Genomic DNA, 24,095 nt, shown 5'->3' on the forward strand with positions numbered 1-24,095 from the left:
CCTGGCTGCCATCGGGTCCGCGCGCCGTCCGTGGTCGGCGTTCAGCTGGCGCCCGGCCTCGGGTTCAGGCTGTGGTCTCCGGCTGTGGGCCGCCGCCTTGGGTGCGCAGTTGCTCGTTGATGCGCTGGGCTTCTTCGAGTTGGTCTTCGAGGATGACGATGCGGCAGGCGGCCTCTATGGGGGTGCCCTGGTCGACGAGTTCGCGGGCGCGGGCGGCGATGCGCAGCTGGTAGCGGGAGTAGCGGCGGTGGCCGCCCTCGGAGCGCAAGGGGGTGATCAGACGGTGTTCGCCGAGGGCGCGGAGGAAGGCGGGGGTGGTGCCGAGCATCTCGGCGGCCCGGCCCATGGTGTAGGCGGGGTAGTCGTCGTCATCGAGAGGGGCGACGGGGCGGGCACTGCGAGGGGGCATAGACCTCTTCTTCCGGGGACGCGTCGGGGGGCCCGGGTGCCGTGTCGGCACCCGGGCCCCGAGCTTTCAACACCATCTACCGGCTGACTGCGCCGGCCTTCTTTGTCCGCAGGTTCCGCCTGGGAGGGCGGGACTGCGGGGATCGCGGATGCGTGACCGGGGACCACCTTCCAATCCGGGGTCTGCGGTACCCGGGCGGACTGCTTCCTCGCCCGGGCGATCCTGATGGCGTTCTGCTCCTTACCTTCGGTTACTCGGTTGTACTGCTGGATACCGCGGGTACTGCTCGCGGCCCGGTGGGGCCGCGTCCTGCTTACCTGCTTGCACGGCAGTTTCGTGTCTGCCGCGCCCTCTTCGACTTCCTGAGGACGAGAAAACAGTAACTCCTCAACGAGGCAATGTCTACTGTCACCGCGATAGGTTTTCTTCGCGGTGGATGGACGAAGTCCTGGCGCAGGGGCAATAGTAAGAGCGCTGCCCCTGGGTTGCATCCCGGGTCGGCGGGCACACGCCGAGTCCGGTGCTGCAACCGACCCAGGGCGGATGGCAGCGCAAGAGCGCGGAGGAAGTGACGCCCCGGATGATCACCAGGTCGCGCCACCCGCCACGCGCGCTGACACCGGATGGGCATCCATCAGTCTCAGGGGTACTGGACCAGGAGGGCATCAGACGATCTGGTGCTTGAGAAGTGCACGCACGAAGGCGGAGGTGACCATGAGGTACGACGAGTTCCTCGCCCGCGTACGCGAGCGAGGCGAATACAACAGCCAGGATGAAGCCGCCAAGAGCACAGAAGTAGTCCTCAGCGTGCTTGCCCAGCGGATCACTCCCGGAGAAGTCGACGACCTCGCCTCCCAGCTGCCCGGCCCGCTGGGACAGACACTGGCCGGCGCCAAGCAGCAGCAGGCGGAAAGCTTCGGGATCGAGGAGTTCTACCGCCGGGTCGCGGAACGTATCGGGGCACGGCCGCGTACCGCCGAGTGGGACGCCAGCGCAGTCCTGACCACGGTTGCGGACACCGTCAGCGGCGGTGAGCTGAACCAGATCATCAGCCAGCTCCCCTCCGGTTACGCCGTGTTGTTCGGCAAGGCGGATCTCGCCAACTGATACCCACGCTCGCACATGCCGCCCCTCGGGAGGCCTGACTGCCTGACCCAGCGGTCGGGCCAGCCGAGGGCGACTGCGGCCTCACGACGACCAGGCGCCGCAGGACACCTCCGCAGCCAGGGCCGGCATCACAGCAGCCGTCGACGCAGGCCCTGGCCGGCGTGAATTCCTGGAAGCCTTCCCAGGCGGTTTCGGCCGTGAAATAGCCGGTCGCATCGCTCTCATGCAGCAAGCAGGACTCGCTTCCGCGGCAGGCCGAAGCCAGCACGCCCAGACGTCGCAGCTCGCCTTCCGAATAACCGACCGCGTGCCCGCGCATGCCGGGAGTCCGTGCCCGCACGGCGCCGTACCCGCACGGCGACCAGGGCCTCCGGCGCCACCTGCCCGACCACGGGGGCCACTTTCAAGTCGCCCGGCCGGTCGTGTCGACCGGCGCCGGAGGCGAGCGAGCGCATGAAGCGGCGCGGCGGCACCCACATCGCCGGCGCCGGCGCGGTGGTGCGCAGCCCGCCGCCCGGCCCCTTTCCGTGCGACGGCGACAGGAACCTCATCGGTCCCCTCGGGCAGCGCCGCCCGCACTTGCCGAGTAGCCTCTCGACACTTCCATACGTCGTATGGTACTACTGAAAGCGCAGTTCCATACATCGTATGGAAGTCCTTGCCCGGAGACCGCAGGCGCATCACATCGCCTGTACAAGCAGCGGATGGTGCAGATCGCATCACCCGAAAGGAAAGACCATGGAGAAGCTCACGAAGCGCATCGCCGTCACCGTGTCCTCCGTGGCGGTCGCAGGTGTCGCCGTCCTCGGTGCCGGGGGCACCGCTTCGGCCGCGACTCCTGCCTCCGCCCACGTCGAGCGCCCGGCCGTAGGCATCAAGGCCGACGGCTACCGCTGGGACCACGGTGTCGGCTATCTGCTCGAGCAGGGCTACTCCTGGGACCGAATCCACGGCTGGCACCGCAACGACTGCGTCACCGGCTCGACTCGGTACGGACGTGACGGTCACTTCCACCGCTGGGACGACAAGGAGTGCGGGTGGAAGTCCGATTGGTCGTACCGGCACGACCGGAGCCGCTACGAGCACGACGGCCGGGAGCGGCACCACCACGACCGGACCCACGCTGACCGCTGAGACAGATGCTGCTTGTTGACCGGTGGGTCAGGTGCCGCTTGTGTCCGTGGGGGTGGACCCGTGGGTTCGCGCTGAAGAGGCTTCAGTTTCCGCGAACTCGCCGAGGATCGCGGGGGTTGAGGAACATCCATGTCAGATCGTGCGCTAAGCGCTCGCGGCCTCGATTGGCGCTTTGACCTGGGCTGATCGTACGGCGCAGCCTTCGCGGGTCGATGTTGTCGATCTTCGGAGGACCTGGTGGCGGTCGAGTTCCTGTCGGATCAACAGGCAGCCAGGCTCGTCAGACCAGCAGGACCGGGGCCAGCCGGCGCAGGTCCTCCAGCTGCTGGTCGAGTGTCCGCGCGAGGGGTTGTACGCAGACGTGGTCGGCGCCAGCCCCGTAGTGCGCCCGGATGTGCTCACCCAGCTTCTCCGGGTCGCCCCAGGGGACGACAGCGTCGATGAGCTCGTCGCTGCCTCCGTTCTTGAAGTCGGAGTCCGAGAAGCCCAGCTCGCGCAGGTTGTTCAGATAGTTGGGCAGGGTGAGATACAAGGACGCGTAAGCGCGGGCGGTGGCCCGGGCCCGCTCGGGGTCGGTGTCGACCACCACGGCCTGCTCGGGGGCGAGGAGGGGATCGGGGCCCAGGATCTCCCGGGCCCTGCGGGTGTGTTCGGGCGTGACGAAGTAGGTGTGGGCGCCCTGGGCCCGCGTGGCAGCGAGCTTCAGCATGTTGGTGCGCAGCGCCGCGAGCACACGCGGCACCTGCTCGGGCAACGGAGCGTCGTAGGGCGTGGCGTCCATGGCGTCGAGGTAGGCCCGCATGGTGGACACCGGCTTGCTGTAGTCGTGTCCGCGGCTGGTCACCAACGGGCTGTGGCTGACGCCGAGGCCCAACACGAAACGGCTCTGCCACGCCTCGGCGAGTGTGTTGGCGCCGTTGGCCGCGGCGGTGGCGTCACGGCCATAGATGTTGGCGATGCCGGTTGCGATCATCATCTGCCGGCTTGCGGAGAGCAGGAGCGCCGCATGGGTCAGCGACTCCTTTCCGTTGGGGAACTCCACGAACCACAAGGTCCCGTAGCCGAGGTCCTCGATCGCGGCGGCGGCGCGCCGCTCCTCGTCCGCCGCCGCCGTGGACAGCGAGGCGAGCCATACGCCCGTGCGGCCCAGGCGCCGTTTGAGGGTGGGCCGGTCCACGGGCGCGGGTGCGGGGCGTTCAGTCATGCCGGTGCTCCTCGCTGTGCTCGATCTTTGTTGTCGGTGGACCCCCGGTGCCAGTTGTCATACACACGCTCGGGGTGGACGAAGACGGCGGCACGGCGCTCTTCGGCCGTCGCGCGGTCATAGGTCCGCAGTCGTCGTGGGTGCCGCCCGCGGCGGTGAAGATCTCACGCAGCAGCAGCCGCAGGCGTTCGCCGTCGATGTCGTCGTACGGGTCGTCGGGGCCCGCGATCTCGGCCCGGCCCTCGACGGTGGCCCAGTTCCACTCGGCGCGGAAGGTGAGGGTGGTACGCGGTCGTGCCCGCAGATGGGCGAGTTTGGTGGGGCCGTAGGTGACGAAGGCGACCACCGGTTCGTCGGTCACGGGATGGTGGATGATCCCGGCATTGACCAGCGACGCCTGGATCGAGCCGTCGGCACGGGTGGTGGCCACGTCCGCCAGGTTGTGATCGGCCGCGATCCGGGCCACGTCCTTGAGATCGGTCATCGGGTGCCTTTCTCCGCGGACCGGGTGTTTCCACGATGGCTCCCGTCCCCACAGGTCACAACCGCGGTGTCAGCCCGCCGCCCCGGTTCAGGCTCGTGCCGGCGTCGTCGTACACGGCCGCCGCTCGGCGCCGGCCCCGGCGAGGAGCGCGTCGCGGGCGCGAGTCGGCGACTCAGCCGTTCGAGTAGCGTGCGGCCCGAGGCCGACGCCGAGTGGCGCTCCGGCGGGCAGGTCGGGGAAGGTGACCTGGCCCTGCGGGTCGATGATCGCGGGCGGGGGGTGCCCGGCCCGTGCCATCGTGCACAGCCGGGTGACCGGGTCGTAGACCGCGTACAGACAGGTGGCGCCCACCACCGTGGGGACACCCCGGGCGTCGGCCTCTTCCTCGTTGTCGTCGTTCAGCCGCCGGGCCGTGTTGTCGAGGTGCGCCAGCACTTCGTCGGGGGGCAGGTCCAGGTCCGCGAGCGTGCGCATGGCGGTGCGAAGCCTGCCCATGGTGGCCGCGGCGTTGATGCCGTGCCCGACCACATCGCCGACGACGAGGCCACCCGGGCACTGGACAGCTCGATCACGTCGAACCAGTCACCCCCCACACCGTGGTCCATGTCGGCCGACACGTAGCGCGAGGCCACCTCGACGGCAACGCCACCCCGCACACGGTGAGGGAGCAGGTCGCGTTGAAGGGTGAGGGCCGCGGCGCGTTCTCGGGCGTACTGCAGATCCAGGAGCAGGTCGTCCTCCTGGAACGGGGTCGGCACCTCGGAGCGGGCGAACACCGCCAGGCCCAGCACGCAGCGCCGCGCACGGATGGGTACGACCATCAAGCTCACGGCGCCTGTCCGCCGGGGGCCACGCAAGCCCCCTTCGATCACAGACCGGCGCCCGGCGCTCGGCGGCCCCCTCCAAGGGAGGGGGCCAACGGGTGATCTCAGCTGCCGCAGCCCTGGAGCGGGCCCGCTCGGCGTCATTTCCTCGGCAGGCGAGATCTGAGAAGGCCCGCCGTAGGTGCTGGCGTCAGTGGATCGCGGGGGTGAGGCTGGATGCCAGTGAGAAAGACATTGACGTTCCGATGTCACCGCCGGCCCCATCTGCGCCTGCCGGTCTGCCGGACGGCCATGGTGATCGGTGTTCGTGCAGGATCTGGGAGAAGCGGGGGCAGGTCTCCGGTCGCCGATCTACCGGCTGGGAGAGAAGGCCACCGCCGAGCGGCACCGTCGCCGGTGCGTCAGCGCAGCATCGCCCGGTCCTCGGCCAGTAAGTGAAAAAGAGCGCGCGAGGTGCTGGAGGTAGCCGTGGCAATCCTCGCATTTGTTCTCCTTGTCACCGCGACGATCTTGATATTGGTTGGCACGCTCGTGCTGCTCATCGGCGCCGTCCTGGCCCTGGTCGCCGTACTCCTGGCCGCCGTGGGCGGATTCCTGATTTTCATGGGCATGGCCATGCTCGCAGGAGGAGTCCTCTTCCTGATCCGAAGAGGGCTGAGGCGGATGCGCAGACGGGACGAGGGGCATTAGGCGGCGGGCAGGCTGCGCATCTTCGCGCGCCGATGTCCTGCGCCGGCGTCGCTGTGCTGTCGGCGGTATGCACGGTCGGCGGCCGGGGTACCCACGGCTGAGACCCCGCCACACGGCGAACACAACGGAAGAGCCCCATACGTGATCAATCCGCTTAGGAAGCAGGCGGCGGACGATCAGGGCACGAGCGAGCACACCGCGCTGCGTTCCAGCATGGCGTGGGCCGGCGGCGCTGCCCGCGCCGTGGACGCGTGCCAGGGCCTCCGCGCCTTCCTCGCTCACGCCGCGCATGCCGGCCGGGCCCCCGTTCCCGAAGAACCGAGGGACCGTGAATCGGCTCTACTGTAACCAGCCACTTCAAGATGGCGGAGCTTCACTGAAGCCCGCTCGTGCGGGATTCTCGGACATGTATTTCATGCGGTCATTGACAAGCGTCTCCAGCTGCTTTCCTGCCCGCGCCGAGGCGATGAGGCAGACGGCGACGGCGATGATGCCGGGTACCTCGGTGAGCCACACGGCCTCGGAGGTGGTCACGCTGTAGACGACGACCACCCGCATGGTCGCGTAAGCAAGGAACATCACGCTCCAAACGGTGGAGAGTGAACGGTGAACGCTTAGGAACCGCTGGGAATTCTGCGCCAGCCATTCGAAGGCGACGATGCCGTCCGTGCCGCCCTTCCTGGCCGCAAAGGGTTTCGTGGCGTCCACGGTGATCGGGCGGCCGGTGAAGGTGTTCACCAGGATCCAGATCCCAGCCAGCGCGATGAACAGTGATCCGCGTGCCAGGGTGAGCCGTGGGTCACGGACGGCCAGGTCGAGGACAAGGCCGAGCGCGATCTCCACGATCACCAGGACGCCGAGGTTGTCCAGTTTGCCGCGCCGGATCGTGTTGATGATCGAGACGATCGTGGTCAGCGCACCGCCGATCAGCAGTGACCAGAAGGGACTCAGCCCCACCGAGGTCAGCACGTAATACGACACGAGTGGGACGATGATGTCGAGCAAGTAGGGCAGAACACCGATGATGCCGCGTGCGCGTCGAACCTGGCCCTCACTAGCCGTGGACACGGTCATTGCTCTCCGATCTGACTGCTCCCCGCGGGATCGGGGTACGTATTTGCGGCGTGTGCGGGTCTCAGACATGGGATGGCCTATCGCCGACCAGCCCAGCGGTTGTGGGCCGGCGTGCCGCACCAGTTCCTGCGGCAGCGCGGAACCGACCCCGTCGGCTACGACGATCAGGTCGGCGGCACCGACATCGGCGATCGAGGTGACCTTGCGCCCGGAGTGAAGCCGGTCCGCGAGCCCGTTCGCGAGCACTCGCCGCACCGTTGCCCGGTCGATGGCCCCGGGCGCCGCCGGCTTCCCCTGGTCGACGTCGTGGATCCCGTCTCGTGCCTCGAGCACCTCGACGTCCACCCCCGTCTTGTAGTCCATGCGCCACGCAGAGCCCATCCAGGCCCGCTCCAACGACTACGCCCCCATCTCACTCCTGGTCCGGCGCAAGAACCTTAGTGAGTCATTAGATTAGCTACTAAGATAATTGGAGGGTAAGGTAAGTTGAGCTCATGGCGCAAGGTGCAGCTTCCGAAGTCCCGGCGGCGGGCGAGCTACTCGGCCGCGAGTTCGCCACGGCGATCGTCGTGTTCCACGAAGCCGTGGGCAGACTCCTGGGGCTCAGCGCGGTCGAGCGAAAGTGCCTCGATGTGCTCCGACGGCTGGGACCGGTAGCGGCGGGCACGATCGGGGAACACACGGGGCTGACCACCGGCGCCGTCACCGGTCTGATGGATCGGTTGGAGAAGGCCGGCTATGTCCAACGCGCACGCGACCCGCACGACCGCCGCAAGGTCGTGGTACAGCTACTGCCGAACGAACGCATGGATGCGCTGCTGGCCGCCGCGCTCGGGCCGTTCACCGACGACATGACGAAGATGACGACCAGATACAGCGACGCCGAGCGCCGCGCGATCGCTGACTGGGTCAGCAGAACCACCGAGGTGCTGGTCGCCAACACACAGAGAATCATGAACCTTGACCAGCCCTGAGCCGACCTGCGGACCATGCCCGTCCTCAGCTTGGGAGTTATCCTCGTCGGGCTTGGTGTTCCTTGATCGACTCGGCGCGTTTGACCGTCTCTTCCGACGTCGTGACGTGTGGCCCGCTGCTTGTTCTTCGCGCCGGGAGGCCGTCCCGGGCCTGGCCTGGGCGGTTTCGGTGCCGCCGCTGGGCGAGCGGTAGTTCGGGCGGATGTTGCGAAACCCCCGCCGCACCGGGCGGGGGTGAGGCGGCGGGGCTCGGCGCGTCGGCACAGCGCCCTGTGGATCAGGGAGCGGGCGTTGAAGACCCGCGGATGACGATCGGCTTTTCGGCCTCGGCGCGGGCGCGGGCCGTGGCGCCCTCGACATCGTCGCGGGTGACTTTCTTGTAGAAGCGTTTCCCGTGGGCGTCGGTGATGTCGATGACGATGCCGGTCCACTCCTCGGCGGGCTCCTCGGGCACATGCCCGAGCTGGTATTCGGCATTCCGGAGCAGTTCCTCCGTCACCCGTACCCCGGTCAGGCGCTCGGCGAGGGCGAAGACCGCCGCCTTGGTGTCGACGCGCTCGCTCGTCTCGACTTCGTCGTCGGACAGTTGGAAACCGACCTCACGCATCACCGAGTTGAGGGCATCGGGAGTGCTGCCGTCCCTGGCTGTGGGCCACTCGAAGGTGGTCCGAAGTTCCCCGTCCTCATACCAGTGGAAAAAGTGCATGGGCTTGCCTCCATTGCTGGAGTGCACCACGGCGCACCCGCCTGCCGACAGGACCTCCAGGAAGCGCGACTGCATCCCCATACCGCCGTCTCCGATGTGCAGGACGAGCGTCCAGTCGCCGCCTTCGCCTGGAACGGTGAAAGCGCCCGCGATGAAGGACTCGTCCCAGTAGTCCGTCGGGTCGAGCAGTTCGTCCTGCCGCTCGATCAGCGCGTCCGCTCCTGTGCAGGTGCCCTGGGGCTCCGCCTCCATCACCCGCAGCACCTCCCTTGGGGCGACGCCCCGCACCAGGGTCAGGGTGTACCCGGTCCCCAGCGCGTAGCTGAACAACCGAGAGGAACGTATCCAGGCATAGTCATGTGCCGTCACCGAAGACATGCACCACAGTCTGCCTGCTGCCACTGACAAGGCCGTGAAACAGGCTGGGCGGTGTCGCAGCCCGTGCCTGTGTGGCCGGGCGCGAGTGCCCCGCGCTGAGGTGGCTTCTCAAGGCTCTGTAGGGCACAGCCTGTTGAGCGGCTCGCGGACGCGGACGTGGCCGTGCGAGGCTCGACGCTGCGAGTAACGCACCTCGTGACAGAGCGGATCGCCAAGGCTGAGGTCTCGAGGACCGGCGGGTCCGGGTCGGTTGTGCTGTCTGACGGCTCGTCGAACGCTGTCGAGCAGGATGACCAGAAGGTTGCTGCGTGTCAGCGCTCCAGCCGGTAACCGTGCCCTCGCAGGGTGGTGATCCGGGGCAACCGGCACGGGCGGGCAAGAGCGCCAGCGGCCTGGGTCAGGCTGCGTCGCAGACTGGCCATGGTGACGTCGAGGGTCTTGGTGGAGCCGAACCAGTTCTCATCCCAGACCTGTGCCATCAGCGTCTCGCGCGACAGGGCTTCGCCCGGGTGCCGGGCGAGGAGAGCGAGCAGGTCGAACTCCTTCGGGCGCAGGACGACTTCGATGTCCTTCAGGGTGCACCGGCGTCCCGTGGTGTCGATCACGAGGTCGCCCAGGCGCACCGGTTCGGGCGCGGGCGAGGTGCCGTTGTGGCGGCGCAGGTGGGCGCGGAGGCGGGCGAGCAGGACGGTGAGGCTGAAGGGTTTGACCAGGTAGTCGTCGGCTCCGGCGTCCAGGCCGGCGATGATGTCGATGTCGTCGGTTCGGGCGGTGAGTATCACGATCAGCAGGCCGGGGAAGCGGGCGCGCAGGGTGCGTGCGACATCGAGGCCGTCGGTGTCGGGCAGGCCGAGGTCCAGGAGTACGGCGTCGTAGGGGGTGCGGGCAGCCTCGGCCAGGGCGCCGGTGCCGGTGCGGCTCCAGGTGGGCGTGTAGCCATGTCCGAGCAGGCCGGTTTCCAGGTGGCGGCCGATGGTGGCGTCGTCCTCGACGACGAGGACGCGCAGGCGGCTGCGGTCCGGTGCGGCGGGCATCCCCATGGTCGACAGCGTAGAAGGAGGCGGGGCGGTCGGCGCGGTCGGCGAGTGCGGGCTGTTCACAGGTCGCGCAATTCCTCCACGGCGGGTCGGCGGGTGCCCCGGATACCGTTGAGGGCTGCGGCCAGGACGGCGATGACGGCGGCGGCCGCGGTGAGTGCAAGGTAGGCGCCCGGGACCGCCAGACTGGCCGGTGGCGGGTCGAAGACGCCGGTCAGTACCTTCACCAGCATTTCCGACAGGGCCCAGCCGATGAGGGCGCCTCCGGCCAGCCCACCGGCGGCCAGGAGAAGGGCCTCGGTGAGGACCATGCCGCGCAGCTGGCGTGTCCTGGCGCCGAGGGCGGTGGCGATAGCGAAGGTGCGGCGTCGTTCGGCGAGCCCGAGGGCGAGGACGAGCCCTCCGGATCCGGCGGCCAGCAGGACCGCGAAGGCGAGTTCGATGCGGGTCAGGCCGGCCAGGTCGACGGAGGTCAGGCTGGTGCCCACGGTGCCGCGGGTCTGGGTGAGGTCGGTGACGGTGGCGCTGGTGCCCAGCTGACCGCGCAGCTGCGCGGCGATCGGCTGCTGATGTGTCCCCCCTGTGTCGAGGAGGAACGCGCCGACCGCGTCGCTGCCGGTCGTCTTGGCGATATAGGAGGCGTTGGCCACGAAGAAGCTGTCCTTGGGGGCGGTGGGGAACTCCTTGACGATGCCGGCGTAGTGGAAGGGCACGGTGCGCAGGGCCTTGGTGCGGGCGTCCTGGATGCGCAGGTTGACGGTGTCGCCCGGGGAGAGCTGGAAGTCATGGACGGTTTCCGCACTGACCAGCAGGTTGTCCGGGCGCTGGGCCAGTTTCCGCATGAGCTGGTCGGCGGTGCCACCGGCGAAGTAGGCGTCCTGGAGCGAGGTGGCCTGCGCGATGTCGTCGGGGCGCACGCCGTAGAGGTCCTGCAGGTCGGAGCCGACATAGGCAAAGCGGTGCTGGAGGGGTTCGACATGCCGTACGCCCGAGATCTTCAGGGCGGACCCCGCTGCGGGTGCGACGCGGGCGCCGGGCGGTTCGGTGACGGTGACGTCGGCGCCGTTGGTCAGCTGTGCGTCGACCTCGGCCTGCTGCCGGTAGGTGGCGTTGAAGACGGCGGTGGACACGGCGAAGGACACGGCGAGGGCGAGCAGCACCACGGAGCGGGCCAGCGGGCGCCGGCGCCGGGAGAGCGTGGCCGCGGTGGTGCCGGCGAGCGTCGCGGTCAGCGGGCGGGCCAGCCGGGCCAGCGCGGGCCGGCCGTGGGCGAGGGCAAGCAGGGTGAGCCGCCACAGGAGCAGGGCGGCGCCGGTCCACAGCAGGGCGGGGCCGAGGAACGCCCAGTACGACACGGAGACGCTGGGGACGCCTTCCGGGGCGAGGACGAGGGCGTACTGGTTGCCGGAGGAGGCGCGGAAGACCAGCCAGGAGCCGATCAGAAGGGCGAAGTCCAGACCGTAGCGCATCCACCACGGGCTGCGACTGCCGCGCACGCCGGTTTCCCTGCGAGCGTCTGCGACGCTCACGGCGCGCAGGTCGCGCAGTGCGGGCACGAGGACGGCGCCCGCTGCCACGGCTGCCCCGAGGGCGAGGGCCGTGCCGTACCAGGAGGTCCAGGTGCCCGCGCCTGCCCCGAAGGAGGTGCTGCCGAAGGCGAGGCGGCCGGTCAGTGCGGCGATGCCCAGCCCGGTCAGTCCACCGACGAGGCCGATCAGGGTTGCCTCCACCCCCGCGAGAGCGGTGATCTGGCGGGGCCGCAGTCCGCGCAGCCGCAGCAGTCCCTGCTCCTGCCTGCGCCGTTCACCGCCCGCGGAGGCGACCGCGGCGGTCAGTGCGGCGGCCAGGACGGCGCCGGGGACGCCGAGGAAGAGGAAGAGGATCTGCGCGTACAGGGCGTCCTGGCGAGCGGAGTCGAGGGCGGCGCCGACGTTGTCGCCGACGAGCGCGGTGCCGGCGGAGCGGGCCTCCAGGTTGTGGGCGGCGCGGGTGACGGAGGTGAAGGCGGCGGCCGGGTCGGAGGGCAGCCGGGTGTGGTCGCGGGCGGTGTGGATCTGGGTCGTCGTGTCGGTGGCGCCGTGGGTGAGGGCGGCGAACCGGGCGGCGGGCAGCAGGACGACGTTGTCCGGAGGTGCGGTCGGCTGGGACTGGCTGGGGGCGCCGATCGTCTGGAAGAGGGAGTCGGCCTGGGGCAGGTCGACCACGCCGTCCACTCTCACCTGACGCAGTCCGACGCCGGGGAGCCGTATGCCGATGGTGTCGCCGGGGGCGGCATGCAGGTTGGAGGCGGTCTGCTGGGCCAGCAGGACGCCGGTGGAGGCGCCCGAGAGCGTGCGGATCTCGTCCGGGAACCGGCCACGGTAGCCGTCGGGCAGGCCGAGCGCCATGCCGGGGCCGGTGGTCTGGGTGCTGCCCTGTACGCGGGCGGTGAAGCCGGCGGTGTGCGCGTAGCCGACCGGCAGGGCGTCCCGCGTGCCGGGGGACTTGCGGACCAGGCCCAACACAGCGTTCGGGTCGGCGCCCGGCTGCACCTGGACCTGCCAGTCGACGGCGACCGAACGCAGGGCACGCTGGGTCATGGTGGCCTTGGACGCGGTGAGGAAGGAGCCGAGCGCGGCGATGAGTGCGACGGCGAGCGCGATGCCGGCCAGGGCGGCCAGCAGTCGTCCGGTGCGGTGGCGGGCCAAACCGCCTGCCCACGAGGTGATCACGACACCTCCTCGGCTACGAGGAGTCGCCCGTCGCGCATGGTGCGCCGGACGGCGAGGCGGGCGGCGACGGCCGGGTCGTGGGTGGTGACGACGAGGGCGGCGCCGGTGTGATCGGCGGCGGTCAGCAGGGCGTCCAGGACACGGGCTCCGGTGGTGTGGTCGAGGCGGCCGGTGGGCTCGTCGGCGAGGATCAGGCGCGGGCCCTGGGCCAGGACACGGGCGGCGGCGACCCGTTGGGCCTGTCCGCCGGAGATCTCCTCGGGCAGCCGGTCGGCAAGATCGGCCGTGTCCACGAGGGCGAGCGCCTCGAGTGCGGCCTGGCGTGCCTCGTCCTCCGGCCGGTCGGCGAGGACCAGGGGCAGGGCGGTGTTCTCGGCCACGTTCAGGGCGGGTACAAGGCTGTCGCTCTGGAAGACCAGGCCGATGTCGTACGCCCCGAGGCAGGAATCCCGGGTGACAGTGCCGCTGGTGGGCTGTTCGAGCCCGGCGATCAGGTGCAGCAGCGAGCTCTTGCCCGAGCCCGACGGCCCGACGATCGCCAGCCGGTCCCCGGCGAAGATCTCCAGGTTCGCGCCGTGCACGGCCACGACCGCCTGCGGGCCCCGGCCGAAGGTGAGGGCCGCGTTCGTGCAGGTGACCAGCAGGTCATCCGATGACATCGTGTGTCTCCTGTCGCAAAGCTCGGTCGGCCGTGGCCGGGGGGTCGGTGGCCCTGCCGTCGTCCAGTTCGATCACGCGGTCCGCGATCCGGACAGCCTCGGCGCTGTGCGTGACGATCAGCACCGCGCAGCCCTGTGTGGCCCGTTCCCGCAGCATCGTGAGGACCAGCCGTTCCGTCGCGCCGTCGAGTTCTCCGGTCGGCTCGTCGGCCAGCAGGACGTCGGGTGCGTTGGCCAGTGCGACGGCCAGCCCGGCCCGTGCCAGCTCTCCCCCGGACAGCTGCCGGGGCAGGGCGTGCGCCCGTTCGCCGAGCCCCACCTGGTCGAGAAGCTTCCGCGCGGGGATGGCGGGCCGCCGGCCGCCGGTCCGCTGCGGGAGGCGGACGTTGTCCCTCAGGCTCAGGTGCGCCAGCAGGTTGCGGGACTGCAAGAGCACGCCGATGTGCTGTGCTCGCAGCCGGGCACGCTCGGTCTCCGGCCGGTGGCTGATCCGTACGCCGTTCACACGGACCTCGCCGCCGGAGGGTTCGTCGAGGCCGGCGAGGCAGGCCAGCAGTGTCGACTTGCCCGCTCCGGACGGGCCGACCACTGCGACCGTCTCGCCGCGCCGCACCGTGAGCGAGACCCCGCGCAGCGCGAGTGTCTCCTCCTCACCGGCCCGGTAGAAGCGGTACAGCTCCCGGGCCGTCAGAACGTCCTCGCTGGAGGCGGTCATCGTGCTCACCGCCAGGCCAAGGAGTCGCTGACGATCCGCCACGGGTCGACGTTGTCGGCGTTGACCGGGCCGGACAGGGTCAAGTCCACCTCATGCCCGGACCGGTAGAAGGCGTACCGCTCGAAGGCGTCCCGCACTACTTTGCCGGTGACCGGGTTCTTCGCCGAGTCGCCCTCATAGGTGAGCAGGACGGCACGGCCGGCGTGGCGGGATACCTCGGACACCTTCGGTGCGGCGAACTTCGGTACCTGGGAGCGCAGTTGCGGCACGACCGTGTTGGTGACCGAGCCGGTCGTAGGGGCGCTCGCGGCGGAGGCCGCCGTGATCCTGATGGTGTTGAGCTTGTCCGTGAACACCGTGGTGTCCCCCTGGACGGTGCTGGCCCAGCCCTCGGGCACCTTTACCGTGAAGCCCGTGAAGGCGCCGCCGGTCGGCCGGTAGGTGACGAACGCCTGGTTGTCGGGGATGTCACCGGGCGGATTGGACTCGGTGGGCGCTGCCTGATTCTGCCCGCTGCTGTTGCCCGTGTCGGCCCTCGCTGACGAGGGCGCCGGCGCCGGGCCGGAACCGGAGTGCGAGCCGGAACCGGCGCAGCCGGCGGTCACCGCCGCCGCGAGCACCAGCACGACGGCCGCGGATGTCCGTGCGTGCGCTGTCATGGCCACTGCCTTCCAGGAAGTCTTTCGGACCGGAGGGTCATGGCAGCCACGCTAGGAAGCGGCCGGTTAACGCTCCGCTCGGTGAGGGTTAGACGACGGCAAAAGCGTGTGCCACGTCCCGGCGGCCCGGTGGCGCGCCCGCATGATGAAGGCATGAGACAGCGTGTGGTACGAGTCGCCCTCACCGCCGCCCTGGTCGCCGTCGTCCTCCTCGCTCTCCCCCTGGCCCTGGCGATCAGGTCGTCCCTGTACGCCGATGAGTGGGACCACCTGGAACGCGTGGCTCTCGCCGGCGCCGTCCACGTGAGCCCTGACTATGCGACCGGCGATCCGGTGGAACTGCCCGGGGCGCCTACCGGCGGCCGCCTCGGCCTTTACGACCCGCAGCTGAGGCTGCGGTCGGGCGACGGCCCCACAACCGGCGACACACCGGTCCGCCGCGCGCTCACGGGGCAGGCGGTCCGGGGTCACTCGGGAAACGACCTGGTCATCACCGTGCCCGTGTCGCACGCCGAACAGGTGATCGGCGTCGTCCGGGCGTCCTCCCCCGCCAGTGCCGTACGCGACCGCGTCCTTGTCGCCTGGGCCGTCCTGCTGGGCGTCACCGTGTTCGCGCTGGCCGTCGCCGTGCTCGTCGCCCGCCGGCAGGCACGGGCACTGGCCGCACCGCTGGAAGACCTCTCCCGCCACTGCCGGGCCGTCACCGAAGGGGACCTGAACGCCCGGGCGGCCCCCAGCAGCATCGCCGAGATCGACCAGGTCGCCAGCACCCACAACGAGATGCTGCACAGCCTGTCCGAACTCCTGCGCCGCGAGCGCGACTTCACCGCCAACGCCTCCCACCAGCTGCGCACCCCGCTCACCGGCCTGCAACTCGCCCTGGAGGAGGGTCTCGCCCAGGAGGACGACGCCCGGCTGCGGCCCGTTCTTGCAGAAGCTCTGGCCACCACCCACCGCCTGCACCAGACGGTAGAGGAGGTGCTGCGCCTGTCCCGCTCCCCGGAACGGACCGGCGCCGTCGGCAGGGGCGTTCCGGTGGCACGGTTGCTGCGGGAGACGGAGGCACGGTGGCACGGCCTCTTCGCCGACGCCGGCCGACGACTGGACTGCGCCACCGGCGACGTACCCGCGGACGTCCAAGTCCCGGGCGGGCCGGTGTCGGAGGTGCTGGGCGTCCTGCTGGACAACGCACGGGTGCACGGACACGGAACCGTCCGCCTGGGGGCCCGGGACCTCGGCGACGCCCTGGCCTTCGACGTGAGCGACGAGGGAGCCGTAACCGACGAGCCGGCGCGGCTGTTCGACCGCGGACACACCAACGCCGGGCCGGGTACGGGCATCGGCCTCGCGCTGGCCCTCGACCTGGCTGTCTCCCTCGGCGGCCGGCTCTCCCTGACCAATGGCGACCCGGCCACCTTCACCCTGCTCCTCCCCATCCGCCCCGACGACCGCGGAGACACCACGTCGGCCGAGCGGTGAGGGGCGCCGTCCTCCCGGTTACCGGTGATACTCCCGACGCTCCGGGCGATCATGGCCGCCGCAGCTCGGGGCGGTTGCGTGCCGGTGGTCTTTCGCCGACGGTGCGCTCGTGGGGCCGGCGTGCGCCGCGCACTGCGCCCACTGTGCGCTGTCCACCATCCGATCGCTGTCGGACGCGGCGTTGGCGAGGCTCGCACAGCACACCGCCAGCAGCAGACCACCCGCCAGGAAGGGCAGGCTCCGGCGTGCGGGGGGTGGGGCCAGCAAGGCCCGTACGCGCTGCGGCACCGCCCCGCCGGTCACCGCCAGCGAGAAAGGCCGGGACGCACCGGCGGAGGCCAGCGCGGCCCGCCCGACGGCGTGGGCGACAACCGTGCGGTCGCCGACCCGCTCCGCGGCCTCCTCGTCGGCCCAGCGCTCCAGGACGAACCCGCCCGCGACGGACAGTGGCCGCAGCAACGGGTTCAGGGACGCCGTGAGCCGCCACAGGCTCTGGAAGAGGTGGTGACGGCCGCGCAGATGGGCCCGCTCGTGGGCGAGCAGGGCCTCGCGCTCGTGGCCGTCGAGGCAGCGCAGCATCCCCCGTGAGACGACGATCCGTCCCGGCGCCCCGGGCAGCGCGAAGGCCAGCGGGACCTCGTCGTCGACCACGGCGAGCTCCGTGTTTCCGGGCAGTTGGGCGCACTCCCGCCGCGCGTGGGCGATGTGACGGATCTGCCGTACGGCGGCCATCCCGAGTGAGAGGATGCCCGCGGTCAGCATCAGGGCGCTGCCGGCCGCGACGACGAGGTACACCGGGTCCTCGGCGCGCAGTGCGGCGGCGGACCAGCGGCCCTCCTCCGCGATCTCGGGTATCTGTGCCACGCCGGTGAAGGCCAGCAGGGCGAGCGCTCCTGCCCAGCCGGCCGCCGACACGAGCGCGGCGCAGGCCAGGGCCCAGGCGGCCGGGCGCGGGGGCAGCCGGAGCGCCAGCCGGGGTGCGCACACGGCGAGCACGGCCGTGACGACGAACGGGACGTAGACGCTGATCAGCACCGGTTCACGGCCTCCTGCGCGTGCTCTCGTCCTCGGCGCGTGCGCTGTGCCCGGACAGCAGCTGGTGCAGCACGTGCTCGTCCTGCGCGGACAGCTCCGAGACGAAGCGAGCCAGCACCGCCTCACGGTCGGAGCCGCCTTCCAGCAGTGACCGCATGCGCCGGGCGGTGTGGGACGCCTCGTCCCGGGCCGGCGCATAGGCGTAGCCGCGACCTTCGCGGTGCCGGACGAGCATGCCTTTGTCGTACAGCCGGGACAGGATGGTCAGCACGGTCGTGTAGGCCAGGTCGCCCGGCAACTGTTCCCGGACCTGACGTGCGGTCAGCGGGCCGTCGGCGGCCCAGAGGGCGGCGAGCACATCACTCTCCAGTTCTCCGCGTGCCCGCCTTCCGGATGCCCCGTGAACCTCATCGTCTCTTCGGTTTTCCACCGGCGGCCTCCCTTCGTCGTCCGCCGCACAGACTACCCGGCAATCTTCTACTAGTTGTAGGAGGTATGCTCCGGTCTTCGAACCGCGAACTACTACATCTCGTAGAGTCCCGCCGCCCCTCGCCTGCGGAGGAAAGCCCATGCCCCACGTCGGAAGCACGGCACCCAGACTCGCCCCCGCGGTCGCCGTCCCGCGTCAGCGCGTCGCGACACCCGGCGCGGGCCGGGTCGCGATCGTCTCCGCGAGTGTCGGCGCCGGCCACGACGGCGCCGCCGCCGAGCTCGTCCGGCGTCTTGCCGCTCACGGCTTCGCGGTGGACCGGTTCGACCTGCTGGACCTGCTGCCCGCCCGGCTGGGCCGTGCCGTGCAGGAGGGCTATCACCGGTTGCTCGTCCGGGCCCCGTGGGCCTACCAGCGGATCTACGCCAGCACCGAGCGCGCCGGGGGCGGTGGCCCGGCCGCGCGAGCGCTGCTGCGCGCGGCCGAGGACCGGGTGCTGCACGCCCTGCCTCCGGGCACCGGAGCGGTTGCGTCCACCTACCCGGGGGCCAGCCGGGTGCTGGGGAACCTGCGCCTGAAGGGGCGGCTGGGCGTCCCCGTCCTGACCTACCTGACCGACTTCTCGGTGCATCCGCTGTGGGTGGCGGACGGCGTCGACGTCCACCTCGCCGCCCATGCCGTGCCCGCTGCCCAGGCGCGGGCCGCCGGGGCACGGGATGTGCGGGTGTGCGGGCCGGTCACCGACCCGCGTTTCCGCCCCTGCGACACACAGGGGCGCCGCGACGCGCGGGCCCGGTTCGGGCTGCCGGAACACTCGCCACTCGCCCTTCTGGTCGCCGGCTCCTGGGGGGTGGGACCGGTCCGCCAGGTGGCCCTGGAGCTGCGCGACTGCGGCGCCGTCGTCCCGGTCGTCGTGTGCGGCCGCAATGAGGCCCTGGCCGAGCGGCTGCGCGCGGACGGAATCGAGCACGCCTACGGCTGGGTCGAGGACATGCCCGGACTGATGCACGCCGCCGACGTCCTCGTCCAGAACGCCGGCGGGCTCACCTCGCTGGAGGCATTCGCCTCGGGCCTGCCCGTGGCGAGTTACCGCTGTATACCGGGCCACGGGCTGACCAATGCGGCCGCCCTGGACGAAGCCGGTGTGGCCGTGTGGGTCCGTGATCCGGCCGATCTCAAGGCGGTGCTGTGCGACCTGATCGACGGCCCGCTCGGAAGGCAGCAGCGCGCGAGGGGCCTCGCCCTGTTCGCCCGGTCCCAGGACGGCGGCCCGGCGGCCGAGATAGCGCGTGTTCACCGCTCCGGCCTTGCGGACCGGAGTCTGTATCCGCCAGCGCGGCGGCGCCCTGCCTCGCGTCGGCTCGCCGCCACCGCCGCGGCCGCGTCCGCCGTGTGGGCCTGCGCCGTCGGCACGGGCATGGCGACGTCGTACGACGGTCCGGACCTCATGCACACCATCGGCCACCGCCTCGACCTGGACGGCCTCACAGCCCAGGCCCCCCGGCCGGGAGTCCGCCACCCGTGACCACCGCTCGAATGCTGCGCACGGCCGCCCTCGCCGCCCTGCCCGCTCTCGCCGCCGCCCACGCCGCGCCCGTGGTCTCCACCCTCGGGCCGCTGCGCAACCGAGCCATGCCCCGCCTGTCGGGCCGGGGCCGCCCGGACCACGTCGCCCTGACCTTCGATGACGGGCCCGACCCCCGCTCCACACCGCACTTTCTGCGGCTGCTCGACGAGCGCGGAGTGCGCGCCACGTTCTTCCTTCTCGGCAGCGAGGCGGACCGCGCCCCCGGCCTGGTCGGCGAGATCGCGGCGGCCGGCCACGAGATCGGCATCCACGGCTGGCTGCACCGCCCGCTGCTCCTGCGCGGCCCCCGTGCCACGTACGCCGACCTGACCCGCGCACAGGACACCGTTGCCGCGCTCACCGGGCGGAAGCCCACGCTCTTCCGGCCTCCATACGGCGTCATGTCGACCGCCGCGCACCTGACGGCCCGCCGCCTCGGCCTCACCCCGGTGCTCTGGACCTGCTGGGGAGAGGACTGGACGGCACGCGCCACCCCGCAGTCGGTACACCGCACGGTCACCGCCGACCTGGACGGCGGTGGCACAATCCTCCTCCACGACTCCGACTGCACCTCCGCCCCCGGAGCCTGGCGCTCGGCCCTCGGCGCGCTCCCCCGCATCCTCGACACCTGCGAGGAGCGGGGCTACGGGGTCGGCCGGCTGCGCGACCACGGATGGCCCCTGTGAAATGCCTCCTGTCGGGAACGCCCACCAGCCGCCGCTCGTCTACAGTTCCATAGACCGTCTACTTTGTTGTAGTCGTTCGTTTCCATTCGTTCGCCCTCACATCACTCCCCGGAAAGGGCCAGGGCCCTATGACCACACCGCTGCACATCGCGTCGCAGCTCGCCGTTAACGTCCTCGACGCCCGGTCGCTGCTGGCCGCCTTCGGTGTGCTGGGCGTCGGCGCCGTGCTGTTCGCCGAGACGGGACTGCTGGTCGGGTTCTTCCTGCCCGGCGACTCCCTGCTGTTCACAGCGGGCCTGCTGTGCACAGGGGCGGCGGACCGGCCCGTGAAGCTGTCGCTGGCGCCGCTGCTGCTCCTGGCGGCCGTCGGCGCGCTGGCCGGGGCGCAGTGCGGGTACCTGATCGGCCGCAAGGCAGGCGGGGCGCTGATGGCCCGCAGCCGGTCGCAGCGTCTGCACGAAGGGATGAAACGGGCCGAGGAGCTGCTCGAACGATACGGGTACGCCAAAGCGATCGTGCTCGCCCGGTTCATTCCGGTGGTGCGCACGGTCCTCAACCCGATGGCGGGCGCCCTGGAGGTCCCGGCGCGGACGTTCGCCTTGTGGCAGGCGCTGGGTGGCTTGGTCTGGACCGCAGGGCTCATCCTGGCGGGGTACGCGCTGGGCTCCTCGGTCCCGAACGTCGACCGTTACCTGCTGCCCCTGGTCGTGGTGATCGTCGTCGTGTCACTGATCCCTCTCTTGTTGGAGGCTCTGCGCAGCCGCCGGGCGGCCAGGCCGAACGGAGGGCGTCCGTGATACTGGCTTTCGACGGTTCGTCCATCGACGGCGCCGCGTACACGGACGTGGTGCGCCTGGCCCAGCGCTCGCCCGACTGGCTGGACGACGCGGTGTCGCTCTGGACGACGTTCGGGCTCGCGCTGTTCGCCGCGCTCATGGTGATCGGCTGGTGGCGGGCACGCCGCGCCGGGGCCGCCGCAGCGGTGACGGCGCTGGCCGTGCCGATGGTCGTGGTCCTCGCCTACGGCGTCGACATGGGCGTGAAGATGGCGGTGCGCGAGGACCGGCCCTGTCAGCGCTTGCACGTGAGGACGCTGGAGGCGTGTCCGGCGCCCGGTGACTGGTCTTTCCCCAGCAACCACGCGGCGATCGCCGTCGCGGCCGCGGCGGCCCTGGTGTTCGTCTCGCGTCGGCTCGGGGCGGTCGCCGTCCTGGCCGCTCTGGCGATGGGAGTCTCCCGGGTGTGGGTCGGCGCACACTATCCGCACGACGTCCTGGCCGGCGTGGTCGTCGGCGGGCTCGTGGCACTGGTGGCGATGTTCGTACTTCGGCAGCAGTCGACGGCCCTGGCAGGATGGCTCACCACCAAGCGGCTGGGCTCACTGCTGCTCACCGCATGAGCCGCCGCGATGTCTCACGTCCGGGCAGGATCACCGGCCTCGGCGCGTGGAGCCTGTTCGGTGTGCTGACCGCGCTGATCGTCAGCCGTGCCGGCGCCCCTTTCGGGCCGGACGGCCGCTTCCTGTCCTGGTCGGTCGGGCACCGTCCGGAGGCGGCACTGGCCCTGGCCCGTGGAGTGACCGCCACCGGGACCGGTGTCATCCCTTACGCCCTGGCCGTGCTGGCCGGCCTGGTCGCGGGACGCACCGCGCGGCACCGGCTGCGCACCGTCGCCCTGTGCGTCGCCTGTCTGGCCATCGGGCAGGCGCTGCGGTACGGCATGATGGAACTGGTCCACCGCGCCCGCCCACCGCGGGCGGACTGGGCGACGCACGCCACCGGCTTCGCCTTTCCCTCGGGCCACAGCACTACATCGGCCATGACCGTCGGGCTGTTGATCGCCGCGCTCGCCCTGCGCGCTCCGCGCGGAGCGACGCCGCTCCGCGTCGTCATCGGCTGCTGGGGCGTGTCGGTCGGACTGACCCGCATCTACCTGGGGGTGCACTGGTTCACCGATGTCGTCAGCGGCTGGCTGTTCGCCGCCGGCTGGCTCGGGGTGTGCCTGTGGGCGATGGCCCGGTGGCTGCCCACATCGTTCATCGCGGGCACGCCCCGACCCACCACCGACGTGCGAACGGAGGACCATGCGCCCGAAGATCCTGGTCGTTGAGGACGATCACGCGCTGCGGGACGTGCTGCGCCGCGGCCTGTCAGAGGAGGACTTCGACCCCGTCCTCGCCACCGACGGCGCCACCGCCCTGCGGCTGGCCGGCGCCGACCTCGCGGCGGCCGTCCTGGACATCGGACTCCCCGACGCGGACGGCCGCGACGTCTGCCAGGCCATGCGAGCAGGCGGCTTCCACGCACCGGTCATCTTCCTGACCGCCCGTCACCAGCTCACCGACCGCCTGTCCGGATTCTCCGCCGGAGGTGACGACTACCTGCTCAAACCCTTCCATCTCGCCGAACTCGCCGCCCGGCTGAGAGCCGCGCTCCGCCGCGCCAACCCGCGGCCCGCGGCCACGGCCGGTGATCTCGTCCTGGACGCTGTCGAGCACAGCGTGACCGTGCACGGGACCTGTGTCGCCCTGTCCCCGACGGAATTCCGCCTGCTGGCCACGCTCGCCGCCGCGGACGGCGCCCTGGTACGCCGCCGCGACCTGGTCCGGGCGGGCTGGCCCGAAGGCGCGCAGGTCAGTGACAACACCTTGGACCAGTACCTGACCCGGCTGCGCCGCAAGCTGCGCGAAGCGGGAAGCGCCCTGACCGTCGGCACGGCACGCGGGGTCGGACACCGGTTGTCATGAAAGCCGTTCTGCGCCGCCTGACCCCCCGCACCCTGCGCGGACGGCTCTCCCTGGTCGCGCTGACCACCGCCGCGCTGCTGATGACCGTGCTGACCGTCGTGTTCAACGTCATGACGGACCGGCACCTGCGCCACCAGGCCGACGACGAACTCCACAACCGCGCGGCCGCCGCCGCCACGACCGTCGACGCCCGCGGCCCGCAGGTGCGCGTCCTGGAGACAGCCGACGATCAGCTCCTCGACGCGAACGTGTGGATCTACGCCGGGACACGGGTGATCGAGAAGCCACCGTCCGCCGCGGCTCGAAGCCCGCTGACACGGGCCGCCGACCGGCTCGCCGCCCACGGGCAGCAATCCTGCGTCACCGTCGGTACCAAAAGCCCCCGGTCTGTCCGGCTGTGCTCCCAGCCCCTGCCCAGCAATCACGCCGTCACCATCGTCACGGCCCTGGACCTCGGCCCGTACCGGAGTTCTGCCGACACCCTGCTGCTGGGCTCACTGATCCTGGACGCCGTGATGCTCGTGTGCACCTACGCGCTGACGCGGCTCGCGGTCGGCCGGGCCCTGCACCCGGTGCGGGCCATGACCGACCAGGCCACCCAGCGCAGCGCCGTCGCATCCGCCGAACGCTTCGGCGCGGCGGAGCACCCGGCCGAACTCGCCCGCCTGGGCGCCTCGCTGGATGCTCTGCTGGACCGGATACGCACCGTACTGCGCCACGAGCAACAGCTGACCGGAGAGCTGTCCCACGAACTGCGCACCCCGCTGACCCGCATCGTCATCGAGCTCGACTGGTGGCGGGCCCGTCCGCGCACGGACGACGAGACCCGCGCGACCCACGAGGTGATCGCCGAGGCCGCCCAGTCCATGCGCACCATCTGCGACACGCTGCTGCACGAGGCCAGGGACAGCATGCAGAACCCGTCGGCGGCCGCCGGCACGACGGATGTCGTACCCGTGCTCCGGCGCATGGTCCGTCACATCGAGTCACCGGCTTCCGTGAAGGCCGTACTGGAAGCCGCGGCCCCGGAGCTGCAAGCGGGAGTCGCACCCGCCCTCCTCGAACGCATCGTCAGCCCACTGTTGTCCAATGCCGCCCGCTATGCCCGCTCCAGCGTGACCGTCTGTGCCCGGCACGCCCCGGGCGCCGTACGGATCGACGTCACCGACGACGGCCCGGGCGTACCGCGGGCCTTCCTGGGCGAGTTGTTCCAGCCCGGGCGCCGCGCCGACTCCGGCGACGGCCACGACGGGGCCGGGCTGGGGCTGGCCCTCGCACGGCGCCTGGCCCGTTCCGTCGGCGGGGAGGTGTCCTACGACACCGAGCACGCTCCCGGAGCCCGGTTCAGCGTCAGCCTGCCCGCCGGGTGACGGGCTCCCGCTCCGTG

24 protein-coding genes and 2 pseudogenes are annotated in these 24,095 nt (G+C 71.0%); 12 read left to right on the top strand and 14 right to left on the bottom strand.

Translation table 11 applies throughout. From position 1 onward, the window contains the following. Nucleotides 1-64: 64 nt before the first annotated feature. Nucleotides 65-409 (bottom strand): MerR family transcriptional regulator, encoded by a 345-nt coding sequence (locus tag ABZ823_RS09205; protein WP_361655948.1) that lies wholly within the window; start codon nucleotides 407-409, stop codon nucleotides 65-67. A 714-nt stretch (nucleotides 410-1,123) separates the two neighbouring features. On the opposite strand from ABZ823_RS09205, the gene ABZ823_RS09210 reads away from it, so the two are divergent. Both ABZ823_RS09210 and ABZ823_RS09215 read left to right on the top strand, forming a co-directional pair. Continuing rightward, nucleotides 1,124-1,516 carry a DUF2267 domain-containing protein gene (locus ABZ823_RS09210; protein WP_361656837.1) on the top strand — a complete coding sequence of 131 codons (393 nt, stop codon included), beginning with the start codon at nucleotides 1,124-1,126 and terminating at the stop codon, nucleotides 1,514-1,516. A gap of 738 nt (nucleotides 1,517-2,254) precedes the next feature. Next, the gene (locus ABZ823_RS09215; RefSeq protein WP_361655951.1) at nucleotides 2,255-2,650 is read left to right on the top strand and encodes a hypothetical protein; all 396 of its coding nucleotides are present in this window, start codon (nucleotides 2,255-2,257) and stop codon (nucleotides 2,648-2,650) included. Between the two features lie 280 nt (nucleotides 2,651-2,930). Here the strand turns inward: ABZ823_RS09215 and ABZ823_RS09220 are convergent, their stop codons facing one another. The 3 genes and pseudogenes from ABZ823_RS09220 to ABZ823_RS09230 form a co-directional block, all read right to left on the bottom strand. After that, complete coding sequence (locus tag ABZ823_RS09220) at nucleotides 2,931-3,854, bottom strand: TIGR03620 family F420-dependent LLM class oxidoreductase (RefSeq protein WP_361655953.1); 924 nt, start codon at nucleotides 3,852-3,854, stop codon at nucleotides 2,931-2,933. Then, nucleotides 3,847-4,338: a pyridoxamine 5'-phosphate oxidase family protein gene (locus ABZ823_RS09225; RefSeq protein WP_361655955.1), complete on the bottom strand. Its 492-nt coding sequence runs from the start codon at nucleotides 4,336-4,338 to the stop codon at nucleotides 3,847-3,849. Before ABZ823_RS09225 ends, ABZ823_RS09220 begins: the two co-directional genes overlap by 8 nt. Nucleotides 4,339-4,539: 201 nt before the next feature. Next, nucleotides 4,540-5,165: pseudogene (locus tag ABZ823_RS09230) on the bottom strand (SpoIIE family protein phosphatase); the annotation flags it as partial. Nucleotides 5,166-5,678: 513 nt separating this feature from the next. Between ABZ823_RS09230 and ABZ823_RS09235 the strand changes: the two are divergent. Beyond that, the gene (locus ABZ823_RS09235; RefSeq protein ID WP_361655958.1) at nucleotides 5,679-5,852 is read left to right on the top strand and encodes a hypothetical protein; all 174 of its coding nucleotides are present in this window, start codon (nucleotides 5,679-5,681) and stop codon (nucleotides 5,850-5,852) included. A gap of 357 nt (nucleotides 5,853-6,209) precedes the next feature. On the opposite strand, the gene ABZ823_RS09240 is transcribed toward ABZ823_RS09235, so the two are convergent. Then, nucleotides 6,210-7,289, bottom strand: coding sequence for a VC0807 family protein (locus ABZ823_RS09240; RefSeq protein WP_361655961.1), 1,080 nt, complete (start codon nucleotides 7,287-7,289; stop codon nucleotides 6,210-6,212). Between the two features lie 131 nt (nucleotides 7,290-7,420). On the opposite strand from ABZ823_RS09240, the gene ABZ823_RS09245 reads away from it, so the two are divergent. After that, nucleotides 7,421-7,900: a MarR family transcriptional regulator gene (locus ABZ823_RS09245; RefSeq protein ID WP_361655963.1), complete on the top strand. Its 480-nt coding sequence runs from the start codon at nucleotides 7,421-7,423 to the stop codon at nucleotides 7,898-7,900. 37 nt (nucleotides 7,901-7,937) lie between these two features. On the opposite strand, the pseudogene ABZ823_RS09250 reads toward ABZ823_RS09245, so the two are convergent. From ABZ823_RS09250 to ABZ823_RS09280, 7 genes and pseudogenes are all read right to left on the bottom strand, one after another. Further along, nucleotides 7,938-8,160, bottom strand: a pseudogene (locus ABZ823_RS09250) (transposase); the annotation flags it as partial. Nucleotides 8,161-8,177: 17 nt separating this feature from the next. Beyond that, nucleotides 8,178-8,984 carry a DUF6461 domain-containing protein gene (locus tag ABZ823_RS09255; RefSeq protein WP_361655966.1) on the bottom strand — a complete coding sequence of 269 codons (807 nt, stop codon included), beginning with the start codon at nucleotides 8,982-8,984 and terminating at the stop codon, nucleotides 8,178-8,180. Between the two features lie 311 nt (nucleotides 8,985-9,295). After that, complete coding sequence (locus ABZ823_RS09260) at nucleotides 9,296-10,024, bottom strand: response regulator transcription factor (RefSeq protein WP_361655968.1); 729 nt, start codon at nucleotides 10,022-10,024, stop codon at nucleotides 9,296-9,298. 56 nt (nucleotides 10,025-10,080) lie between these two features. Further along, nucleotides 10,081-12,732 carry an FtsX-like permease family protein gene (locus ABZ823_RS09265; RefSeq protein WP_361655971.1) on the bottom strand — a complete coding sequence of 884 codons (2,652 nt, stop codon included), beginning with the start codon at nucleotides 12,730-12,732 and terminating at the stop codon, nucleotides 10,081-10,083. Continuing rightward, on the bottom strand, nucleotides 12,729-13,391 hold the full coding sequence (locus ABZ823_RS09270; RefSeq protein WP_361655974.1) for an ATP-binding cassette domain-containing protein: 663 nt from the start codon (nucleotides 13,389-13,391) through the stop codon (nucleotides 12,729-12,731). The genes ABZ823_RS09265 and ABZ823_RS09270 overlap by 4 nt, the downstream gene beginning before the upstream one ends. Next, the gene (locus ABZ823_RS09275; protein ID WP_361656840.1) at nucleotides 13,378-14,106 is read right to left on the bottom strand and encodes an ABC transporter ATP-binding protein; all 729 of its coding nucleotides are present in this window, start codon (nucleotides 14,104-14,106) and stop codon (nucleotides 13,378-13,380) included. The genes ABZ823_RS09270 and ABZ823_RS09275 overlap by 14 nt, the downstream gene beginning before the upstream one ends. A 5-nt stretch (nucleotides 14,107-14,111) precedes the next feature. Then, nucleotides 14,112-14,765 carry a hypothetical protein gene (locus ABZ823_RS09280; RefSeq protein ID WP_361655976.1) on the bottom strand — a complete coding sequence of 218 codons (654 nt, stop codon included), beginning with the start codon at nucleotides 14,763-14,765 and terminating at the stop codon, nucleotides 14,112-14,114. Nucleotides 14,766-14,918: 153 nt separating this feature from the next. On the opposite strand from ABZ823_RS09280, the gene ABZ823_RS09285 reads away from it, so the two are divergent. Further along, a complete protein-coding gene (locus ABZ823_RS09285; protein ID WP_361655979.1) occupies nucleotides 14,919-16,244 on the top strand; it encodes a HAMP domain-containing sensor histidine kinase in 1,326 nt (441 codons plus the stop codon). 18 nt (nucleotides 16,245-16,262) lie between these two features. Here ABZ823_RS09285 and ABZ823_RS09290 read toward each other — a convergent pair whose 3' ends face one another. Beyond that, nucleotides 16,263-17,279, bottom strand: coding sequence for a M56 family metallopeptidase (locus ABZ823_RS09290; RefSeq protein ID WP_361655982.1), 1,017 nt, complete (start codon nucleotides 17,277-17,279; stop codon nucleotides 16,263-16,265). Between the two features lie 4 nt (nucleotides 17,280-17,283). After that, nucleotides 17,284-17,709: a BlaI/MecI/CopY family transcriptional regulator gene (locus tag ABZ823_RS09295; RefSeq protein WP_361655985.1), complete on the bottom strand. Its 426-nt coding sequence runs from the start codon at nucleotides 17,707-17,709 to the stop codon at nucleotides 17,284-17,286. A gap of 139 nt (nucleotides 17,710-17,848) precedes the next feature. Here ABZ823_RS09295 and ABZ823_RS09300 point away from each other — a divergent pair, with 139 nt between their 5' ends. From ABZ823_RS09300 to ABZ823_RS09330, 7 genes are all read left to right on the top strand, one after another. Then, nucleotides 17,849-19,234, top strand: coding sequence for a glycosyltransferase (locus ABZ823_RS09300; protein WP_361655987.1), 1,386 nt, complete (start codon nucleotides 17,849-17,851; stop codon nucleotides 19,232-19,234). Beyond that, entirely contained in the window at nucleotides 19,231-19,962 is a 732-nt protein-coding gene (locus ABZ823_RS09305) for a polysaccharide deacetylase family protein (RefSeq protein ID WP_361655990.1), read from the top strand. Before ABZ823_RS09300 ends, ABZ823_RS09305 begins: the two co-directional genes overlap by 4 nt. A 128-nt stretch (nucleotides 19,963-20,090) precedes the next feature. Continuing rightward, nucleotides 20,091-20,759 carry a DedA family protein gene (locus ABZ823_RS09310; protein WP_361655992.1) on the top strand — a complete coding sequence of 223 codons (669 nt, stop codon included), beginning with the start codon at nucleotides 20,091-20,093 and terminating at the stop codon, nucleotides 20,757-20,759. After that, nucleotides 20,756-21,361: a phosphatase PAP2 family protein gene (locus ABZ823_RS09315; protein WP_361655995.1), complete on the top strand. Its 606-nt coding sequence runs from the start codon at nucleotides 20,756-20,758 to the stop codon at nucleotides 21,359-21,361. The genes ABZ823_RS09310 and ABZ823_RS09315 overlap by 4 nt, the downstream gene beginning before the upstream one ends. Next, nucleotides 21,358-22,071 (top strand): phosphatase PAP2 family protein, encoded by a 714-nt coding sequence (locus tag ABZ823_RS09320; protein ID WP_361655997.1) that lies wholly within the window; start codon nucleotides 21,358-21,360, stop codon nucleotides 22,069-22,071. Before ABZ823_RS09315 ends, ABZ823_RS09320 begins: the two co-directional genes overlap by 4 nt. Then, on the top strand, nucleotides 22,046-22,708 hold the full coding sequence (locus tag ABZ823_RS09325; protein WP_361656000.1) for a response regulator transcription factor: 663 nt from the start codon (nucleotides 22,046-22,048) through the stop codon (nucleotides 22,706-22,708). Before ABZ823_RS09320 ends, ABZ823_RS09325 begins: the two co-directional genes overlap by 26 nt. Next, nucleotides 22,705-24,078: a HAMP domain-containing sensor histidine kinase gene (locus tag ABZ823_RS09330; RefSeq protein ID WP_361656002.1), complete on the top strand. Its 1,374-nt coding sequence runs from the start codon at nucleotides 22,705-22,707 to the stop codon at nucleotides 24,076-24,078. The genes ABZ823_RS09325 and ABZ823_RS09330 overlap by 4 nt, the downstream gene beginning before the upstream one ends. Nucleotides 24,079-24,095 lie beyond the last annotated feature (17 nt).

This window comes from Streptomyces sp. NPDC047079, assembly GCF_040643755.1.
Taxonomy (GTDB): Bacteria; Actinomycetota; Actinomycetes; order Streptomycetales; family Streptomycetaceae; genus Streptomyces.

What these genes read in the sequence shown, in the direction of transcription:
- ABZ823_RS09240 (WP_361655961.1), bottom strand. Translation starts at nt 7,289, where the DNA reads ATGGACTACAAGACGGGGGTGGACGTCGAGGTGCTCGAGGCACGAGAC.
- ABZ823_RS09210 (WP_361656837.1), top strand. Translation starts at nt 1,124, where the DNA reads ATGAGGTACGACGAGTTCCTCGCCCGCGTACGCGAGCGAGGCGAATAC.
- ABZ823_RS09285 (WP_361655979.1), top strand. Translation starts at nt 14,919, where the DNA reads ATGAGACAGCGTGTGGTACGAGTCGCCCTCACCGCCGCCCTGGTCGCC.
- ABZ823_RS09225 (WP_361655955.1), bottom strand. Translation starts at nt 4,338, where the DNA reads ATGACCGATCTCAAGGACGTGGCCCGGATCGCGGCCGATCACAACCTG.
- ABZ823_RS09325 (WP_361656000.1), top strand. Translation starts at nt 22,046, where the DNA reads ATGCGCCCGAAGATCCTGGTCGTTGAGGACGATCACGCGCTGCGGGAC.
- ABZ823_RS09275 (WP_361656840.1), bottom strand. Translation starts at nt 14,106, where the DNA reads ATGACCGCCTCCAGCGAGGACGTTCTGACGGCCCGGGAGCTGTACCGC.
- ABZ823_RS09205 (WP_361655948.1), bottom strand. Translation starts at nt 409, where the DNA reads ATGCCCCCTCGCAGTGCCCGCCCCGTCGCCCCTCTCGATGACGACGAC.
- ABZ823_RS09310 (WP_361655992.1), top strand. Translation starts at nt 20,091, where the DNA reads ATGACCACACCGCTGCACATCGCGTCGCAGCTCGCCGTTAACGTCCTC.
- ABZ823_RS09280 (WP_361655976.1), bottom strand. Translation starts at nt 14,765, where the DNA reads ATGACAGCGCACGCACGGACATCCGCGGCCGTCGTGCTGGTGCTCGCG.
- ABZ823_RS09245 (WP_361655963.1), top strand. Translation starts at nt 7,421, where the DNA reads ATGGCGCAAGGTGCAGCTTCCGAAGTCCCGGCGGCGGGCGAGCTACTC.
- ABZ823_RS09270 (WP_361655974.1), bottom strand. Translation starts at nt 13,391, where the DNA reads ATGTCATCGGATGACCTGCTGGTCACCTGCACGAACGCGGCCCTCACC.
- ABZ823_RS09330 (WP_361656002.1), top strand. Translation starts at nt 22,705, where the DNA reads ATGAAAGCCGTTCTGCGCCGCCTGACCCCCCGCACCCTGCGCGGACGG.
- ABZ823_RS09260 (WP_361655968.1), bottom strand. Translation starts at nt 10,024, where the DNA reads ATGGGGATGCCCGCCGCACCGGACCGCAGCCGCCTGCGCGTCCTCGTC.
- ABZ823_RS09220 (WP_361655953.1), bottom strand. Translation starts at nt 3,854, where the DNA reads ATGACTGAACGCCCCGCACCCGCGCCCGTGGACCGGCCCACCCTCAAA.
- ABZ823_RS09255 (WP_361655966.1), bottom strand. Translation starts at nt 8,984, where the DNA reads ATGTCTTCGGTGACGGCACATGACTATGCCTGGATACGTTCCTCTCGG.
- ABZ823_RS09300 (WP_361655987.1), top strand. Translation starts at nt 17,849, where the DNA reads ATGCCCCACGTCGGAAGCACGGCACCCAGACTCGCCCCCGCGGTCGCC.
- ABZ823_RS09215 (WP_361655951.1), top strand. Translation starts at nt 2,255, where the DNA reads ATGGAGAAGCTCACGAAGCGCATCGCCGTCACCGTGTCCTCCGTGGCG.
- ABZ823_RS09320 (WP_361655997.1), top strand. Translation starts at nt 21,358, where the DNA reads ATGAGCCGCCGCGATGTCTCACGTCCGGGCAGGATCACCGGCCTCGGC.